The 17408-nt window shown below is 64.2% G+C and carries 12 protein-coding genes, 1 tRNA gene and 1 rRNA gene; 9 read left to right on the top strand and 5 right to left on the bottom strand.

The window, feature by feature from the left end:
- Positions 1 to 280: 280 nt before the first annotated feature.
- The 3 genes from mobF to IEW19_RS19310 all read left to right on the top strand — a co-directional run bounded on the left by mobF (position 281) and on the right by IEW19_RS19310 (position 5433).
- Positions 281 to 3856, top strand: coding sequence for a MobF family relaxase (gene mobF, locus IEW19_RS19320; protein WP_188573205.1), 3576 nt, complete (start codon positions 281 to 283; stop codon positions 3854 to 3856).
- 154 nt (positions 3857 to 4010) lie between these two features.
- The gene (locus IEW19_RS19315; RefSeq protein WP_188573204.1) at positions 4011 to 4226 is read left to right on the top strand and encodes a helix-turn-helix domain-containing protein; all 216 of its coding nucleotides are present in this window, start codon (positions 4011 to 4013) and stop codon (positions 4224 to 4226) included.
- 16 nt (positions 4227 to 4242) lie between these two features.
- The gene (locus IEW19_RS19310) at positions 4243 to 5433 is read left to right on the top strand and encodes a tyrosine-type recombinase/integrase (protein ID WP_188573203.1); all 1191 of its coding nucleotides are present in this window, start codon (positions 4243 to 4245) and stop codon (positions 5431 to 5433) included.
- A 122-nt stretch (positions 5434 to 5555) separates the two neighbouring features.
- Here IEW19_RS19310 and IEW19_RS19305 read toward each other — a convergent pair.
- A tRNA-Thr gene (locus tag IEW19_RS19305) sits at positions 5556 to 5629 on the bottom strand.
- Between the two features lie 138 nt (positions 5630 to 5767).
- A complete protein-coding gene (locus tag IEW19_RS19300; RefSeq protein WP_188573202.1) occupies positions 5768 to 6655 on the bottom strand; it encodes a DsbA family protein in 888 nt (295 codons plus the stop codon).
- A gap of 177 nt (positions 6656 to 6832) precedes the next feature.
- Between IEW19_RS19300 and otsA the strand changes: the two genes are divergently transcribed.
- The 4 genes from otsA (at position 6833) to IEW19_RS19280 (ending at position 12009) form a co-directional block, all read left to right on the top strand.
- Complete coding sequence (gene otsA / locus IEW19_RS19295) at positions 6833 to 8329, top strand: alpha,alpha-trehalose-phosphate synthase (UDP-forming) (protein ID WP_188573201.1); 1497 nt, start codon at positions 6833 to 6835, stop codon at positions 8327 to 8329.
- Positions 8319 to 9152 (top strand): trehalose-phosphatase, encoded by an 834-nt coding sequence (gene otsB, locus IEW19_RS19290; RefSeq protein ID WP_188573200.1) that lies wholly within the window; start codon positions 8319 to 8321, stop codon positions 9150 to 9152. The genes otsA and otsB overlap by 11 nt, the downstream gene beginning before the upstream one ends.
- A gap of 217 nt (positions 9153 to 9369) precedes the next feature.
- Entirely contained in the window at positions 9370 to 10452 is a 1083-nt protein-coding gene (locus IEW19_RS19285; protein ID WP_018772048.1) for an ABC transporter ATP-binding protein, read from the top strand.
- Between the two features lie 138 nt (positions 10453 to 10590).
- Positions 10591 to 12009: a DUF4032 domain-containing protein gene (locus IEW19_RS19280; protein WP_188573199.1), complete on the top strand. Its 1419-nt coding sequence runs from the start codon at positions 10591 to 10593 to the stop codon at positions 12007 to 12009.
- 3 nt (positions 12010 to 12012) lie between these two features.
- On the opposite strand, the gene IEW19_RS19275 is transcribed toward IEW19_RS19280, so the two are convergent.
- A complete protein-coding gene (locus IEW19_RS19275) occupies positions 12013 to 13383 on the bottom strand; it encodes an FAD-binding oxidoreductase (protein ID WP_188573198.1) in 1371 nt (456 codons plus the stop codon).
- 189 nt (positions 13384 to 13572) lie between these two features.
- Here IEW19_RS19275 and IEW19_RS19270 point away from each other — a divergent pair, with 189 nt between their 5' ends.
- Together IEW19_RS19270 and IEW19_RS19265 are read left to right on the top strand one after the other, a co-directional pair.
- The gene (locus tag IEW19_RS19270) at positions 13573 to 15306 is read left to right on the top strand and encodes a glycoside hydrolase family 13 protein (protein ID WP_188573197.1); all 1734 of its coding nucleotides are present in this window, start codon (positions 13573 to 13575) and stop codon (positions 15304 to 15306) included.
- Between the two features lie 2 nt (positions 15307 to 15308).
- Positions 15309 to 16364 carry a LacI family DNA-binding transcriptional regulator gene (locus IEW19_RS19265; protein ID WP_188573196.1) on the top strand — a complete coding sequence of 352 codons (1056 nt, stop codon included), beginning with the start codon at positions 15309 to 15311 and terminating at the stop codon, positions 16362 to 16364.
- Here the strand turns inward: IEW19_RS19265 and IEW19_RS19260 are convergent.
- On the bottom strand, positions 16361 to 16885 hold the full coding sequence (locus IEW19_RS19260) for an SRPBCC family protein (RefSeq protein ID WP_188573195.1): 525 nt from the start codon (positions 16883 to 16885) through the stop codon (positions 16361 to 16363). The genes IEW19_RS19265 and IEW19_RS19260 overlap by 4 nt on opposite strands.
- A gap of 282 nt (positions 16886 to 17167) precedes the next feature.
- Positions 17168 to 17408 (bottom strand): 23S ribosomal RNA (locus IEW19_RS19255); the annotation flags it as partial.

The raw sequence follows: 17408 nt of genomic DNA, 5'->3' as shown, positions 1-17408 counted from the left end.
ATTCTCATCCCGCTCATGTCGAGGAACTTGCCGCACAGCGCAACATTCACACCTCTGGCACCTAAGGGGGCCGTGAGCCCCAAACCACGGTGAGTCATGCCGCCAGGTGATTCGAGACGGATGAACCACCGTGAGCACGAACTACTGCGAGGCGTCCAAGGACGGCCTTAATCCGTACCACCGCTTCTGTTCTCCCGTATGGCCGATAGACGAGGTGATCGTCAGCCGGAGTCCCTCTTACAACCGCCGTGAGCCCGATGCGCGAGGCAAGGCTTATAGCATGACGATGTCGATCGCCCGACTCTCTGCCCAGTCCGGGCTCAGGTATCTGTTCAAGACCACGATGATGGATGATCTGGCCCTCGCCCAGGTTGATTCCACCAGCTACTACCTGAAGGCCGGGACGCCACCGGGCCGCTGGCTCGGATCAGGGCTGTCTGGCATCAGCCGCGGCGCCGACGATGCTGTCACGGAAATCGACGCGAAAGCACTCTTTGAATACGCCGTCCATCCGGACACCGCCGCCCCTTTGGGCCGCGCTCACACCAAAACCACGGTCGTTAAAACAGCGCAGGGCCGGACCAAAACACACCATGCCGTCGTCGGTTTCGACCTTACCTTCAGCGTCCCGAAATCTGTGTCGGTCCTCTGGGCACTGAGTCCGCGATCGGTCCAGGACGAAATCCTGCAAACCCACCACGACGCCGTCAAGGCCGCCCTGCAATGGCTCGAAGATTCGGTCATCCATACCCGTTCCGGACACGGCGGCATCGCCCACCTCGGCACCAGGGGTGCGATCGCCGCCGCCTTCGACCATTGGGAATCACGTGCCGGGGATCCACAGCTGCATACCCACGTGGTCATCGCCAACCGTGTCCAACGCATCACCGACGATGCCTGGGTCACCTTGGACTCCCGAACTCTCTACAAGGCCGCCGTCGCTGCAAGCGAGCGCTACAACGGCCTCTTATTCGACGCCCTCCACCGGAACCTGGGCACCGATACGGAAACCCGCGCGCCGGCTTCGAGCACTCACAACCCCAGCCGGCATCTCACTGGCATCGACGACGATCTGGTCCGCGAATTCTCGAATCGCTCCCGCCTCATCGACCTTGAAACCGACAAGCTCGTTGCCGAATGGACCACACAGCACGGCGCTCCCCCGTCAGCAACCACCACCCTCAAGCTCCGCCAACAGGCAACCCTCTCCACCAGGACCCCTAAATCCGAAACCATCGCGCCGCTCCATGAGCTATCGGCCCAATGGCAAGCGCGGGCGAAGGTCAGGGGTTTCGAGCCAGGCCTCGTCCTAGCCGACACCATTCGGCGCTCACACCCAGCACCGTTCACCTCCAACGACTTCACCGGGACCTGGATTGACGCCGTCGCCGCCCTGACCCGGCATCGGGTCGCGGCCAAACGCGCTACCTGGAACCGCTGGAACCTCGTCGCCGAAGCCGAACGAGTGTGCGCCGACGTCCGCTGCGACACGCCCGCGGACCGTAACGCGATGATCGACGCCGTCGCGACCGCCGCAGAAACTCAATGCGTCGCGCTCAATGAACACCGATACAGCCTCCCGCCGGACGCCGGGCCCGACCTCCGACTTGGAGACCGGGCGGTGTTCGACTTCCACGGCTCCCGTCTCTACACTGACACCCAGACTTTGGCCTGCGAGGATTCCGTGATGGCAGCGAGGGACGACGACGGCGGACCCGCAGTGCATGCCGCCCTCGCCCTGGAGGCACTCACCAGGTACCGACATCACGGCCACTTTGAGCTGCACGCCGACCAGCGCGCCGTCGCCAGCGAGGCCCTCTCGAGCGGCAATCGGCTCGACGCCGTTGTCGGACCTGCCGGTACCGGCAAAACCACCATGCTCGGCGCGATCAAGGCAGCCTGGGAAACAGAGCACGGTGCAGGTAGCGTCATCGGGCTAGCGCCGGCTGCGGCAAGCGCAGAAATCCTCGGCCGCGAACTAGCAATGACAACGGAGAATGTCGCCAAGTGGCTGCACGAATCAGTCGGTCAAGGCGTAGCCCAACGGGCAGAGCGGTTCTTCACTTTGGAGCGGCGACTCGGCGATGCCGCGGTCCCTCGAAGTCCTGTGGCGACCCGTCTGGCGCAACAAGCCACATGGCTCGCCGCGGAACAAAACAGATGGCGGTTCCACCCCAACCAACTCGTCGTCGTCGACGAGGCCTCAATGGTGTCTACTGCCCAGCTCTCTTCCCTGGTTACCCAGGCCCGGGACGCCGGAGCCAAGATCCTACTGGTCGGTGACCCTGCCCAGCTCGACGCGATCGACGCCGGCGGCATCCTGGGCTGGCTGGACCGGCAACACAAAACGGCCCGTTTGACCACCATCTGGCGCTTCGACCAGCCCTGGGAACGGGACGCCTCCCTGCAACTCCGTGCCGGGAACTATTCGGCCATTACCGCGTACGACCAGCACCAGCGGCTGCGCCACGGGAGCTACTTGGACATGATCGACCTGGCCTACTTGAACTGGCACACCGATACCCTCGCCGGAAAGACATCCATCCTTATCGCCCCGGATAACGACAGCGTCCACATGCTCAACGAACGCGCCCAGGCAGACCGCGCCAGCCAAGGCGCCGTGGATGCCGAACAGACGGTCAACATCAGCTACGGGGAACGGGCCGGAAGGGGAGACACGATCATCGCCCGCCGTAACGACCGCACCCTCAGGGACAGTAACGGCGACTTCATCCGGAATGGAACACTGCTCGACGTCGTGCGAGTATCCGGGCGCGACGGCTCACTCCTGGCCGCCCGGCGAGACACCGGCGCAACCGCCATTTTGCGCCGGCACTATCTTGAAGGCTCGGTCGAGCTCGGGTACGCGACCACGGCGCACCGAGCACAGGGCACCACGGTCGACACCAGCCATACTGTCGTAACCCAAGGACGCCTCACCCGCGAACTGTTCTACGTGGGCATGAGCCGCGGGCGCACAGGAAACCACGCCTACGTCTGCGAAAGCGACCCCGCCGACGACGAGGTTCTCGACCCTGCAGCGCGGCCGTCATGGCGCCAGATCCTCGGCGAGGTCCTCGCTGCCGAAGGCGCCGAACGCACCGCCCATGAAACCCTCGAAACAGAACTAGCAACGGGAGACAGCCTGGAACGGCTCAGCGCGGAATACGACTACCTCGCGCAAATCGCCGCGGCAGAAGACCTATCGAAGCTAGTCGAGTCCCACGACAGCCGGGCAGCTGCAGGGTTGCAGCAGTCCCCTTCCTGGGGTGCCGCCGTTACGGGCTGGCGGCGGGCATCATCGATCAACCGCCCGGGCGCAGAACGCCTTGTGCGTGGCGTTGTGGAAACGGTCGCCTCCGCAAAGGACCCTTCAGCCGTCCTTCACCTCCGGTTCCATCAATACATCGCCCAGATGCCGACGAACGGGCCAGCCGATACTCCCGAAACCGTACGGACAGCTCGTCCCGGCCTCGCCAACTTGATGGAACAGGTTCGGGCTCGGATCCAACACCGTCAGGAACAGGTAACTCAGGACGCTTTGGTGCTGGAGACCGACTGGAAGCACAACCTTCTCGAATCCCTGCCTCGAGTTGTCCATCCAGAAGACGTTCTCGAAGTCCTTCGGGGAGTGGCGATTTTCAGAGACAGATGGGGCATTGGCGACTCTCCGCTCCCCTTGGGTCCTGTGCCTGCAGATTACGAATGGGCGCAGCAAAAGGAACGCGCCAGCCTCGAACAAACCATCGACCAAGCTGGCCGCTACCGGCCGCCAGAGGATCTGGGACACACGAACTGGGTCAACAACGGGCTTCAAACGCAAGCATCATCTAGTGCTGCTGGCTGGGAACTTTAGGCCCAGAGCAGTAGAAGAGGCGGCAAGCCCAGTCAAGCGCACCCTCGACCCTGTAGACCCATTTAGAGAGTCGACGGCACCAGTGTCATGCGGTCCAGAGCGCCTGCTCCCATGAACCAGTACCATGCCGGCAATAGACAAAGCGGAGACCCTCATGACGACAGTGCCAGAACGCAACAGCTCAGTAGATGCAGCGGAGGACAAGTGGCTGACACCAAAAGAGATTTGCGCGCAGCTCCAGATCCCCGAGCAGACTTTCTACCAGTGGCGCGCGAAGCACGTTGGTCCGCCGGCCTACCGTATCGGAAGGCATCTGCGGATCAGCAGTCGGGACTTCGCCGCGTGGCTTTCCCTGCACGCGGAGCAATAGCTCGCGGCGAAGGAACATGAGCAGGCAACCGACTCCTCTCGGCACGTGGGGAGTCGTACGCATTGATCGGGCTACGGCCACGACGTGGCGCGCGCGGGCGCACTACCGCGACATGGACGGGAAGCTCCGGAAGGTAGAGGCCCGTGGCCCGTCAGCTGCCTCGGCGCGTCAACAACTGCACCTCAAGCTGCAGCATCGTCAGACACCCCGCAACTCCATCGTGAGCGCGGCCAGCACGATCGGTCAATTGGCCGAGGTCTTCCTGGTGGAGCTGGAGCGATCCGATAAGGCTTCCAGAACCAAAGACAAGTACGCCACGACCGTGAAGAAATACATTGCCCCAAAGCTGGCATCCATCCGGATAGGTGAAGCGTCACCAGGAGTCATCGACTACTTCATCCGGAACGTTGCCGACGACACGGGACCATCCACGGCGAGGACCTGCGGAGCGGTGCTTTCCTGGATGTTCAAAATTGCCCTCCGGCACGACGCCGTGTCCGTCAATCCCGTCCTTGGCCTATCCATTCCAAGGACGCAAACGGCCAAGCCTCAGGCATTGGACGCTGCACAATTCCAGGAACTCCGGACCAAGCTGATCGCTTGGGAAAAGGAACCTGCCCTTGGCCGGACCCGGACGCAAGAGCTCCACGAAATGGTCGATTTCCTCATCAGCACTGGAGTAAGACCTGGCGAACTCCTCGCCTTGCGCTGGGACGATCTCGACTTGGAATCCGATCCACCAACGATCTTCGTCAATGCAACGGTCATCAGGACGAGCAACGGGGGCGTCGCCATCCAGAACCATCCGAAATCCCAGCACGGCATTCGCCATGTCACCGTGCCTGCATACCTGGTCGCCCAGCTTCAGGACAGGCGAGAACGACAGGTAAAGGCCCTCACACCCAACCCGCTCAATCTGGTCTTTCCTTCGTCCACGGGTACCGTCAGCGACGCGAACAACGTCGGAAAGACCTGGCGCAAGGCAGCGGACTCCATCGGATTCGGCTGGGTCACCCTCAAGACGTTCCGCAAAGCGAACGCCACCCTCATAGCCAGAACCATGGGCGTTGAGGCCGCAGCCTACCAAGCAGGGCATTCCAAGGTCTCAATGACCGCCAAGCATTACGTCGAGGAGTACAAGGAAGCCCTGGACACCCGCGCGGTCCTCGAACCGTTCAAGCCCCAGTCTGGTCCATCGATGAGCTGAAGATCGCCCTCGCAGAGGACGTTCGTGAAACTCAAAATGGTGAGTTTATGGTGAGTTAAGTCGGAATGAGCCCACTTTGGGCCACCGACCCGGACTAAAACCGCAGGTCAACGCCGATCAAGAGCCCCCTGTCGGATTCGAACCGACGACCCCCGCTTTACAAGAGCGGTGCTCTGGCCAACTGAGCTAAGGAGGCGTGCGCCCGGAAGGCGCTAGATAAGGTTAGCCCAACTCCCGCCGGGGGTAAAAACGCCCCGGCGCCGCCCGTACACGCGGCAAAGGGCCCGCCCCGGATACTTTCCGGAACGGGCCCTTGCCCGGGCTGCTGGCCGGGTTAGCCCTTGGCGGCGATGGCTGCCTGCAGGAAGTCCGGGAACGGCGTCTGGGCGCTGTCCCCCTTGCCCCACTGCTTGCCGTCCACGAACACGGAAGGCGTACCGGTGACCCCAATTGCCGCCGCTTCTTTCGTGGTGAACTTCACGAACGGGCGGTAGGTCTTGTCATCCACGCAGGAGCCGATGTCGACGCCCATGTCCGAAGCCATCTTCTTCAGGTCGTTATCGGAAAGGCCCGCACTGCCCTCGGCCGGCTGCTTGGCGAACAGTGCGTTGACGAAGTCGGAGTACTTTTCCGGGGATTCGTTGACCACACAGGCTGCGGCACTGGCGGCGCGCGATGAGTAGTTGGTCGTGGACCGGCTGTCCAGGAACCCAAGGGCGCGGTACTCAACGGTGATCTTGCCTTCGTTGCGCAGCGAGGTGAGCTGGTCGTTGTACTGGGCCTCGAAGTTCTTGCAGACGGGGCAGATGAAGTCGATGTAAAGGACCACCTTGACCGGTTTGCCGGCCTCCGCCCCGGCACCAGGAGCCACAACCTCCGCGGGCGGAGTCTTCGGAGCATCCCCCAGGGAGGCGGCGTCAACAGTGGCCGGCTCCGCCTTCGCCACGTCGGTGTTGGCCAGCAGCGTCACGCCGCCATGCACGTTGGCGTTTGCCGGGGTGGGCCCCTGCTCCGCGACCGGGGCGTTCTGCTTCATGCTGTTGGTGACCACCAGCGCCACCACCACCAGAATGGCCACGACTGCCGCCACGATGCCCCAGCCGATCAGCAGCTTGTTGCGCTTGTCCTTCTTTACCTGTGCTTCCCGGATCAGGCGCGCCTTTTCCCGCGCCTCCGCGGTTCGCTCAGCCTTGGACTTCCGTACTTCGTTTGCGGGGCTCATGAGTTCCTTGGGTCGGACGACGTAGGGGGACCACTTGGTGGCACCACAACATTTTAGGGGAAAAAGCTGAGAGCTTGCGGGTTCAACCATTCCCTCGGCTTGACCAACGGACGAATAGCCCCGATGATTCCGTCCGGCTAGGGTGGCTTAGAGGCACAAGCAACCCCAGGGGGCGCAATGCAAACACCCGTCCAGGAAAAACCCGCCGGCACGGCAACGGCCGGCAGTTCCGGCCACGCCGGCCATACCAAGTACGACTTCATGGTGGTGTCCAACAGGCTGCCGGTTGACCGGGTGGCGCCGGGCGACGGTGGTGACGACGACTCCGGCTGGCGCAGGTCCCCCGGCGGCCTGGTGACAGCGCTCGCCCCCATGATGACCAAGACGGACGGCGCCTGGGTGGGCTGGCACGGGGCACCGGATGAGACCGTGAAGCCATTCAGCCACGGCGGAATGGACCTCGTCCCGGTCCAGCTCAGCACTGACGACGTTGAGCTGTATTACGAGGGTTTCTCCAACGCCACCCTCTGGCCGCTGTACCACGATGTCATCGCCCCGCCGGAATTCCACCGCGCATGGTGGGACGCCTACCGAAAGGTCAACCGCAGGTTCGCCGAGGCCGTCGTACAGCATGCGGACCAGGGTGCCACAGTGTGGGTGCAGGACTACCAGCTGCAGCTGGTTCCCCGGATGCTCCGCGAGGCCCGGCCGGACCTGCGCATCGGGTTCTTCAACCACATCCCGTTTCCTCCGCCGGAGATCTTTGCCCAGCTGCCGTGGCGCCAGGCCATCATCGACGGACTCCTCGGCGCGGACCTGGTGGGTTTCCAGCGGCCCAGCGATGCCGGAAACTTCATGCGTTCCGCGCGCCGTTTCCTCGGTGCCAGCGTTAAGCAGCAGCAGGTCCATGTAAAGGGTCAGGACGGGCAGGTCACCCACATTGCCCGGGCACAGGCCTTCCCCATCTCCATCGATGTCCGGCATATCAGCGAGCTCGCCGCAAAACCGGAGATCATCGAGCGTGCCCGCCAGATCCGCCAGGACCTGGGAAACCCGAAGACCATCCTGCTCGGCGTGGACCGGCTGGATTACACCAAGGGCATCAGGCACCGGCTTAAAGCCTTCGAGGAGCTCCTGGCAGACGGCAAGCTCTCCGTTGGAGACGCCACGCTCATCCAGGTGGCCAGCCCCAGCCGCGAGCGCGTGGAACAGTACCGGCTCCTGCGCGAGGAGGTGGAGGGCACGGTGGGCCACATCAACGGCACCTACGACACCATAGAGAACACCGCCGTCCGCTACCTGCACCACAGCTACCCCGTGGAGGAGATGGTGGCGTTGTACCTTGCCGCCGACGTCATGCTGGTCACGGCCCTTCGGGACGGCATGAACCTGGTCGCCAAGGAATACGTCACGGCGCGCACCAACAACGACGGCGCGCTGGTCCTCAGCGAGTTCGCCGGCGCAGCCGACCAGCTCAAGCAGGCACTGCTGATGAACCCGCACGACATCGACGGCCTGAAGAGCGCCATCATGCGTGCCGTGGAGATGCAGCCGCGGGAGTCCAGCCGCAGGATGCGGGCCATGCGGAAGCAGATCCTCGAACACGACGTGGACCACTGGTCCGCCGACTTCCTGAACGCACTGAACGAGAAGGTGGTCCGCGATGACTCCTGACGGCCACACCAAGGCAGCGCTGGCACTCACCCCCGAACTCCGGGAAGCGCTGCATCGGATCGCCGGGACGGAACACCTGCTGGTTGCCATGGACTTCGACGGCACCATTGCACCCATCGTGGGACGCGCCCAGGATGCGCGGCCGCTGCCGCGCTCGGCCGTGGCGTTCGCTGGCCTCGCCGCGCTTCCGCGCACGACGACGGCACTCATCTCCGGCCGTGCCCTCGCCAGCCTGCGGGAGGTCGGTTCCCCGCCGGCGGACACCCTGCTGATTGGCAGCCACGGCGCCGAAGCGTGGCTGGGCCCAGGCTCCACCGAACTCGCCCTGGACGAGGACCAGAAAGCGCTCCTTGAAGAGGTGCGGGCAGAGCTGGCAGGCATTGTCGCCGAGGCTCCTGGCACCTCGCTGGAGGACAAGCCCGCCGGCGTCGTCCTGCATACGCGCCTGGCCGAGGATGCCGTGGCAGAAGACGCAGTGTCGGCAGCCCGGTCGGTACTCCAGGACCGCAAGGGCGTCTTCCTGAAAGAGGGCAAGCGCGTCCTGGAGACCTCGGTGGTCAATGCTTCCAAGGGAGAAGGCGTCACCTTCCTGCGGCAGGCCACCGGGGCCACCGGCGTGCTGTTCGCCGGCGACGACGTAACGGACGAGGACGCTTTTGGCCGGCTCGAACCGGGCGATGTGGGCGTCAAGGTCGGCCTCGATTTCACCCAGGCCCAGTACCGGGTGGAGGCACCCGTCCATATCGCCGAGCTGCTCGAGGCACTGCTGCAGGCGCGCAGTGCCGCCGTCGCCGAAGGAGATCCGCAGGCAGCATCGCAGTAGGACGTGTCGAGCCGCACATGTGACGTTCGTAACATTTGCGCTAAAAAACACAACCTCTGGCATACTCTTTGTGTGATGTGGCGCACAACCAGCGTGCGGCGTCACCCAGTGCTCCGCGCCAAGGCGCGGAGCACTTTGCAGGAACAAAACTGAATAAACATGAACCATTCACAACGGATCGTCCGGCACGTACCTGCCGGTGAAGGGATTGATAACTGTGGCTACAGTTACTTTTGATAACGCTACGCGTCTGTACCCGGGCACAGATAAGCCCGCCGTCGATAAGCTCAACATCGACATCGCCGATGGCGAATTCCTGGTCCTCGTGGGACCCTCCGGTTGCGGCAAGTCCACCTCCCTACGCATGCTTGCGGGCCTCGAGGACGTCAACGCCGGCCGGATCCTGATCGGTGACCGCGACGTCACCGATGTTCCGCCGAAGGACCGCGACATCGCGATGGTTTTCCAGAACTACGCCCTGTACCCGCACATGACTGTGGCCGACAACATGGGCTTCGCCCTGAAGATCGCCGGCGTCTCCAAGGAAGAGCGCGCCGAGCGCGTCCGTGAAGCCGCCAAGCTCCTCGACCTCGAGCAGTACCTGGACCGCAAGCCGAAGGCACTCTCCGGCGGCCAGCGCCAGCGTGTTGCCATGGGCCGCGCAATTGTCCGTAACCCGCAGGTCTTCCTCATGGATGAGCCGCTGTCCAACCTGGACGCCAAGCTCCGTGTGCAGACCCGCACCCAGATCGCATCCCTGACCCGCCGCCTCGGTGTCACCACTGTGTACGTGACGCACGACCAGGTTGAGGCCATGACCATGGGCGACCGTGTCGCCGTGCTAAAGGACGGCCTCCTGCAGCAGGTGGACACCCCGCGCAACCTCTACGACCGTCCCAAGAACGTCTTCGTTGCCGGCTTCATCGGCTCCCCGGCCATGAACCTGCTGGAACTTCCCGTCGTCGACGGCGGCGTCCAGTTCGGCGGCACCGTCTACCCCGTGCCCCGCGATGTCCTCGAAGAGGCACACGGCTCCACCGTCACCCTGGGCTCCCGTCCCGAAGACCTGGAGACCGCTCCGCACGGTGAAGGCCTGAAGGTGGAGGTGGACGTCGTCGAAGAACTCGGCGCCGACGCTTACGTCTACGGCCACACCACGCTTGACGGCAAGGACCACGACATCGTGGCCCGCGTCGACGGCCGCCGTCCCCCAATGAAGGGCGAGGTCATCTACGTCCGTCCGCAGTCGGGCCACGTGCACCTCTTCGACACCAAGACCGGCCTGCGCCTCGGCGACTGATCTGCCTGCCGGCGTGGCTCCACCCACGCAAACCGACGGCGGCCCGCACCGTTCCACAACGGTGGGGGCCGCCGTCGGCCTTTAACCATGCCTCCGCAAGATTTAGCTGCCCTGCCCCCAGTACGGAAGAATTGACCCATGACCGAGGAATACAGCGCCAAGTGGCACGACGAACCCACCGACTACGCGCAGGTCGGGAAACTGCCGCGGTTCGTGGCGGCCAGTGCCGACGACAACAAGGCGGCCTCGGTAGCCTCGTCACTGAACATCACCGCTGCGGCCGCGGACCCCGAACTGCTGGACCTGCCATGGCATATTGCCCTGGAGGACTGGCCGGCAGCGAACCTGGCCGCACTCCCCCGCGGTATCTCCCGCCACATCGTGCGCTTCGCGCACCTGGGCGGTTCCGTGATCGCCATCAAGGAAACCTCCGAGCACGTGGCGCGCCATGAGTACCACATGCTGCGCAAACTCGCCAGGCTGGACGTTCCCTGCGTGGAGCCGGTTGCGGTCATCACCGGACGGACCACCCCCGACGGACGCCCGCTCAACCCGGTCCTGGTTACGCGGCACTTGAAGTTTTCCATGCCCTACCGCGCACTCTTTTCCCAGATGCTGCGCAAGGACACGCTCACCCGCCTCATCGACGCCCAGGCGCTGCTGCTGGTGCGGCTGCACCTGATCGGCTTCTACTGGGGCGACGTCTCCCTGTCCAACACCCTGTTCCGCCGCGACGCCGGTGCCTTCGCCGCCTACCTGGTGGACGCCGAAACGGGTGAGCTCTACCCGGACCTGTCCACGGGGCAGCGCGAATACGACCTGGAAATCGCCCGGGTGAACATCGCCGGCGAGCTGATGGACCTGCTGGACGGCGGGCTCATCGAGGAGAAGGTGGACCCGGTAGCCACCAGTGAGCTGATCATGGACAGCTACCGGCGGCTGTGGGCCGAACTGACGGAGAAGGAATCCTTCGAACTGGGCGAGCGCTGGCGCGTTGGCGCCCGCATCCGGCGCCTGAACGAACTCGGCTTCGACGTCGAGGAATACGCCATCAAGACCACGCAGAACGGCTCCACCATCCTACTGCAGCCCAAGGTGGTGGACGCGGGGCACCACCAGCGCCGGCTGCTGCGGCTTACCGGCCTGGACGCCCAGGAGAACCAGGCCCGCCGCCTCCTCAACGACATGGACTCCTTCCGGGCGGACAACAACCCTGAGATGGACGAGGAATACAGCGCCCACCTCTGGGTCAGCCAGATCTTCGAACCGATTGTGCGTGCCATCCCGCGGGACCTCTCCGGCAAGCTCGAGCACGCGGAGGTGGTCCACGAGGTCCTGGAGCACCGGTGGTACATGTCCGAGAAACAGGAACGCCACATACCGTTGGCAGAGGCCGTCCAGTCCTACATCGACTCGATCCTCCGGCACCGGCGGGACGAGGCCGCGATCATGCTCAACCCGGACACCGAACTGCTGAAGATCCTCGAGGTGGAAAACGAGGAGTCCCGCTACGGAGCCGATGAATCCGTGGACGAATATCCGGACTCGGACGATTGAGCCCTAAATAGCCTTTCCGGGATTCAGGATTCCCGCGGGATCGAACAGGTCCTTGATCCTGCGCTGCAGCTCCCGGACGGGCACCGGCTGCTCCTGGCCCAGCCAGCGGAGCTTGTACTGTCCCACGCCGTGTTCCCCGGTGATGGTGCCGCCCATGGCCAGGGCCGCCGTGATGGATTCGTCCAGCGCTACCTGCAGGCGCTGCATGGCGCCCGCTTCCACGCTTGCTCCCTGCCGGTCGATCCAGAATATGGGGTGCAGGTTGCCGTCGCCGGCGTGCGCCACCACCTTGAGGTGCACCTGCTGCGCGGCCGCCATGGCTTCGAGCGCTTCAACGTAGTCCACCAGGCGGGACCGTGGAACCGCCACGTCTTCACCTACCCGGTATTCGTCGTCAACCTCCACTCCCCTGCTGTGCCGCCGGAGTTCCACCAGCCGCTCCGCCTCGGCGCTCGCCTCGGTGGTCACCGCGGCCCCGCCTGCCTGGAGGACCTGCCGCACCACCTCCGCTTCCGCGGCAGCTCCAAACCCGTCCGTCTGGACCAGCAGCAGTGATTTCCCGCGTGCGGTGAGGTCGGACCCGTGGATGTCATCGAGCTGGGCCAGGGTGCCGCCGTCGAGCAGCTCCATGATGGCCGGCTGGACACGCGCCCTGCCTACGGCCAGGACACCCGCAGCAGCGAGCCTGAAGTCCGGGTAGAACGCGGCCACGGTGTGCACTTCCCGGGGCAGGTACTTCAGCCGCACGGTGATTCCGACGACGATGCCCAGCGTCCCTTCGGACCCCACGAAGAGGCCCGTGAGGTCGTAGCCCGCCACGCCTTTGAAGGTCTGGTGGCCGGTGTGGATCAGGGAGCCGTCCGCAAGGACCACGTCCAGCGCCAGGACGGAGTCCCGGGTGACCCCGTACTTGGCGCACCGCAGGCCGCCGGCGTTGGTGGCTACGTTGCCGCCAATGGTGGAGCTCCGGAAACTGGCAGGGTCCGGAGCGTACATGAGGCCATGCTCTGCGGCGGCTGCGTTGAGGACGGCGTTGACCACCCCTGGCTCCACCACTGCTGTTTCGTCGTCCGGATCCAGGTCCAGGATCCGGTCCATCCGCTCCAGCGAGAGGATGATGCAGTTCCTCGTGGCATGAGCACCGCCGGACACACCCGTGCCCGCTCCCCGGGGGACGACCGCCACTCCCGTGTCCGCGCAGGTCTTCACCACGGCCTGCACGTCCGCTACTGATTCGGCGAACACTACTGCCAGGGGAAGCTGGAAGTCGATGACCGGCGCCTGGTCCACGGCGTAGCGGCGGAGGGAGACCTCGCCGGTATCCAGCTGACCTGGCGCCAGGATGGCTTCCAGCTCGTCAACGATGCTTCCCACAAAGCCTCCACCCGTCGTCGGACATATTTCCCCAGTCTAGGGGGCACACTGGAAGGAACTTCTGGATTTCCCATGCTGCAATCGCTTCCATATAACTGACCTCGTTGACTAGCCCAGTAGACGACGATGCAGAGAAATAAACATGGAAGCGTTTTCATTTAATCGCCCTCCGCCAGTAGGCTGGCTTCCATGTCTGTTGAAACTGTGACCCAGGACACCGCGGTCCTCGCTGGCCCCCTGACGCTCATTCACGCCGCTGACTCCGCTCCGGGCTGGTGGCGCTCAGCAGTGATCTACCAGGTGTATCCCCGGTCGTTCCGTGACTTGAACGGCGACGGCGTGGGAGACCTGGCGGGCATCACCGAGGAACTGCCGCAGTTGGCGGAGTTGGGCGTCGACGCCGTCTGGCTCTCCCCCTTTTTCCGGTCACCCCAGCGTGACGCCGGGTACGACGTCAGCGACTATTGCGACGTTGATCCGATCTTCGGCACGCTCCGCGACTTCGACGTCATGATGGCTGAATCGCACCGCTTGGGCCTGCGGGTAATCGTGGACCTGGTGCCCAACCACTGTTCGGATCAGCATCCCGCATTCCAGGCAGCCCTCGCTGCACCAGCCGGAAGCCCGGAGCGGGACGTGTTCATCTTCCGTGATGGAACCGGCCCCGACGGACAGGAACCGCCGAACAACTGGCAGTCCCACTTCGGCGGACCTGCCTGGACCCGGGTGGAAGGGGCTGACGGCCAGCCGGGCCAGTGGTACCTGCACCTCTTTGATTCGTCCCAGCCGGACTTCAATTGGGACAACCCTGCGGTCCATGCAGAGTTCGAGCGTGTGCTTCGTTTCTGGTTGGACCGCGGCGTCTCAGGCTTCCGGGTGGACGTGGCCCATGCGCTGGTCAAGGCCCAAGGGCTGCCTGCGTGGGGCGGCCGCGCTGACGGCGGCAACAGCGAGGGGTACCCCGGCCATGAGGCACCCATGTTCGGCCAACCGGGCGTCCACGACATCTACCGGAACTGGCGGGGAATCCTGGACGGGTATGGACCCGACCGGATCCTCTGTGCCGAGGCCAGCGTGGACCTCCACCGGCTGGCGCACTGGGTCCGGCCCGACGAGATGCACCAGGCGTTCAACTTCCCATATCTCCACGCCGGCCTGGACGTGTACCGGCTGCGCTCGGTCATCACAGATTCGCTGACAGTCCTGGACGGGGTGGGCGCCCCGAGCACGTGGGTGTTGTCCAACCATGACGTGGTCCGCCACGCCAGCCGGTTCGGCTACAACGGGCAGGGCCCGCGGGACGGGGACGGCATCGGCTCCGCAGATCCGCAGCCGGACCACAACCTTGGCCGGCACCGCGCAGCTGCCGCTTCCCTGTTCATGCTGGGCCTTCCCGGCGCCGCCTACCTCTACCAGGGCGAAGAGCTGGGATTGCATGATGGCATCGACATCCCCGGCCACCTGCGCCAGGACCCCACCTTCGCCCGTACCGGTGGGCAGCGGCTTGGCCGTGACGGCTGCCGGGTGCCTTTGCCCTGGCGGGGCGGGGAACCGCACCTCGGCTTTGGTTCAGGGAATGATCCCTGGCTGCCCATTCCCGCCTCTTTCGGCGAATTGGCGCGGGACCTGCAGTCGGGGTCGCCGTCGTCGCACCTGTCCTTGTACCGTAACGCCCTGGCCTGCCGCCGGGAACTAAACCTGGGCAGGGGATCCTTGTCCTGGGCCGAGGACTGGTGCACCGGTTCCTCCCTGGGCTACCTGAACGGCACTACGCTGGTGCTTATGAACCTGAACCACGAGCCGCTGGAGATGCCTGCAGGCGACGTCCTTATCCGCAGCCTTCCGGCAAGCAGCGGCCACGACCTTGCCTCCGGCGAGACTGCGTGGATAGACCTTGGGCCGGACACCGCAGCCATCCACTGACAATGGCGGGCATCAAAGAGGTTGCCAGCCGGGCCGGCCTGTCCGTGGCCACCGTCTCGCGGGCACTGAGCGGCAAGTCCAACGTCTCATCCACGAGCCGCCGCCTTGCACAGGAAGCAGCCAGGGAACTCGGGTTCGTCCCCTCTTACCACGCGTCCAGCCTCGCGTCCGGGCGCAACCACAACATTGGGCTGGTGGTTCCCAATGTGCAGCGCTGGTACTTCTCCTGCGTCCTGGAAGGCGTTTCGGAAACCCTGCTGGACGCAGGCTACGACCTGACGCTGTACAACGTGGGCCAACAGGCGGAGCGCCGCAGCAGCATCCTGAATGACTTCCTGCTCCGGAAACGCCTGGACGCCGTTATCGCCGTGGCACTGGTGCTTAGCGAGGACGAGATCCGCCAACTGCTGGCGGTGCACCGCCCCATCGTGGGCATCGGAGGGGCCTTGCCCGGAGCATCCACCGTCAGGATCGACGACCAGGGCGTGGCCATGCTGGCCACCGGCCACCTGATCGGACTGGGGCATACCCGAATTGCGCATGTCACCGGGTCATCAGAGCTGAACCGCGACTTCAAACTTCCCCAGCTTCGCCAAAAGGGTTACATGGCGGCCATGGCAGCAGCAGGGCTCCCCGTACGGAAGGAGTGGACCGCCACTGCCGACTTCACCATCCAGGGCGCTTACGCAGCCGGCCGCCGGCTGCTGGGAACACCTGCCGGGCGTCCCACCGCAGTCTTTGCAGCATCCGATGAGATGGCCGTGGGCATCATGCTTGCGGCACGCGACTTCGGCCTGCAGGTCCCGCAGGACCTCTCCGTGGTGGGAATCGACGGGCATGAACTCGCAGAGACTTTTGGGCTGACCACCGTCAGCCAGGACCCGCGGGGACAGGGAAGGCTGGCGGCTGCTACTGCTTTGGGGTTGCTTAAAAGCGTCGGGAAGGATTCCGACGGCGGTCCGGCGGCGGAGGCAGTACAGGACCAGGAGTATCCAACGGAATTCGTGATCCGAAACAGCACAGCTGTACCACCGGACGTGGCGGGACGGCGGGCCTAGGACAGCCTTGGCGGCGCGCCGTCCGTTGAGTCTTCGGCGCCCATGAAACGCGCGAACCTCTCCAGGATCAGCGGCCAGGCGTCCGCATACTCCCGTCGGGCAGCAACGGGGTCCTCGGCGCCTTCCCATCCTTCGTGGAAGACGCGGACTTCCGTTCCCGTTTCGACCGCGCGGAATGCCACCCGCAGTTCGGTGGACCACAGTGCCGTGGTCCCGGGGTGCCAGGTGGCGTGGAAGGACAGGGGCGGCTGCCAGTCGTCAAGGGTTCCCCAGATGCTGGTGCGGCCATCGTCTGCTGTCTCCAGGATGAGGTTCTCTTCAAACTCCACGTATGAGGCGGCCCCGTAAACGCCGTTCTGCTCCAGGGGCCACCACAGGTGGGCGTGGTCGGTGAACCCGGCGAAAGCCCGGGCCACCGGGCCTGGAACCACCACGGTGTACGCCACCGGATCCAAAGGATCAGCAGCCTGCCGTTCCTTGTCTTCGAAAGGATCCTGGGCGTGGCTGAAGATGCTGCTCATGAGGGATTACTCTACCCGCGGGACCCGGGGCCGGCGGAACGGGGCATTCAGAAGGGCTCAGCCGCTGTTTGTTAAAGCAGAAGGGCCCTGACATTCCTTGTCAGGGCCCTTCTTAATGGNGTAACCCTTGACCCGCACCCTCAAGCGCGTGGGCTTGTGGTGGGGAAATCTGTGTGGTTACAACATTGTGGTGTTGTTATTCAGTTATGGTTCCTGCCAGGGCAACCCTGTGGGTTGTTGGTTGGGAACCACATAGTGGACGCAAGCAAGTATGTTTCTTGTGTGGTGTAAGTTGTTGGCCTATTAGTACCGGTCAGCTTCACGAGTCGTTAGTCCTCGCTTCCACATCCGGCCTATCAACCCAGTGGTCTGGCTGGGGGCCTCTCACACATAAATGTGTATGGAAATCTCATCTCGAAGCGAGCTTCCCGCTTAGATGCTTTCAGCGGTTATCCCATCCGAACGTAGCTAATCAGCGGTGCACTTGGCAGTACAACTGACACACCAGAGGTTCGTCCGTCCC

Origin of the sequence: Arthrobacter liuii (assembly GCF_014639275.1) — a bacterium.
GTDB lineage: Bacteria > Actinomycetota > Actinomycetes > Actinomycetales > Micrococcaceae > Arthrobacter > Arthrobacter liuii.
The sequence above is the reverse complement of the archived record's forward strand: the minus strand, read 5'-3'. Positions and strand labels throughout refer to the sequence as shown.